Source organism: Pseudoalteromonas sp. SG43-6 (assembly GCF_014164365.1).
Lineage (GTDB): Bacteria > Pseudomonadota > Gammaproteobacteria > Enterobacterales > Alteromonadaceae > Pseudoalteromonas > Pseudoalteromonas rhizosphaerae.
The window spans coordinates 1-1,464 of sequence record NZ_JACJEZ010000127.1 but is presented as its reverse complement, the minus strand read 5'-3'; the positions used below and the strand labels follow the sequence as shown (position 1 = coordinate 1,464).

Below are 1,464 nucleotides of genomic sequence, written 5' to 3'. Positions count from 1 at the left end.
TCCTTGATTGTACGGTGTAAATTGGTCGTAGAGGCAGCAATGCGAAGCATGAACGGGGTAGTTTTTTGGGCATGAAACGGTGTCCGTGTTGTTAACTGCTTGTCATCAACAGCCTCAAGCACCGCGCCTTCATCACTGCTTAATAGTATTGGTATCGCTTCATTACTATCAGCCACCACCACACGATTAAACAACAGAGTGAGCTTACTGATTGGCTTCCCCCGATTAACGTAGCCCGTGAGTAAATACGCTTTAGGAAAACTAGATTGCCCTGTATTCAATTGCTCTGTCATTGTTCATCCTTGATATTAAACACGTCAAAAATATATATATTTCCCATGCCCCATATATCATTTTCTTTAATTGGTATTTCTCGTGTTTGCTGAGTATTTAAATCAAATTCATAAAAAAAGTCATCTATATAATACTGACCATTCCCCATTAAATCAGTCGAATCTTTAAACCCTTTACTTAACACTTTATTTTTTTATCTGAGAAAAAATAACCCCCTGTTTTGAAAGGTTTTGTAATGCGCTTACTGGGGTCTGATAAATTAACCCAGTAATATTTAGGGTATCCAAGCCCCTCTGATAAAAAAGAAATATAATCGCCGAAAGGGGATACTTTTAAATACTGCATCGTAAATTGGGTGTTAAAGCCTAAATCAACCTTCTCAATCACGTCACCATTAAAGTCATGTAACCAGTATTTATTTTTTTTATCGGCTAAAAAAGTTTTACCGTCTGGCAATAAAAACAAGCCATTAGAGTAAATAATTGGCCGCTCAGTAAGTGTTTTAGTGGGTACGTGGTAGTTATAATGTTTACCACTGGCGTAAAAAATCACATTTTCACTGTCTTTAGTCCAGTTAAAATGAGCATAACCATGGCCTTTGCTCATTAAAATAAACTGTTGGGTTTTAGTGTCCCACAGCTCGCGGGTAAAACCGTGCTCTGTTGTATCCATGGATAAGGCAATGTACCGGTTATCAGGAGAGCGCTTTGGCGTGTGGCTACCAATAAGCCCTCTACCTTCGAAGGCATTTTCAGGAATAATGCGGCGCCTATCAGAGCCATCCATGCGTGCTGAGAACAGCGTTTTCTTTTTCATCCACTCGACTTTCGCGTTAAATAAAATACGCGGAGTTGAAAACGTTTCTTTATCGCCATATACCTCATTGCGCACCTCTTTAGGCCACTCAGGGTGGTACGTATGACGATACGCCATTTTATCTTTACTAAATCGGCTGGGTTGCTCTTCAACAACTTGTTTAGCAGGTGGATTAGGCTCATCACCACAGCCAGTTAATAGCAATGTAGCGACACTTAGTAACATTATTACTGCACGGCGTGAAAATGACTTAGTTAACAGCGGCGTTATTGGTGATTTTTTTACTGAAATTAATGACATCAATAGTCCTTGATTGTACGGTGTAAATTGGTCGTAGAGGCAGCAATGCGAAGC

The 1,464-nt window shown here is 39.8% G+C and carries 3 protein-coding genes; all 3 read right to left on the bottom strand.

The window, feature by feature from the left end; genetic code table 11:
• Positions 1-293: hypothetical protein (locus H5201_RS22390; protein WP_182719749.1), on the bottom strand; the 293-nt coding region annotated here is incomplete at its 3' end.
• On the bottom strand, positions 290-442 hold the full coding sequence (locus H5201_RS23355) for a hypothetical protein (protein ID WP_259399740.1): 153 nt from the start codon (positions 440-442) through the stop codon (positions 290-292). The genes H5201_RS22390 and H5201_RS23355, both read right to left, overlap by 4 nt.
• Before the next feature lie 29 nt (positions 443-471).
• The coding region (locus H5201_RS22385) for a hypothetical protein (RefSeq protein WP_259399739.1) at positions 472-1,464 on the bottom strand (993 nt) is incomplete at its 5' end.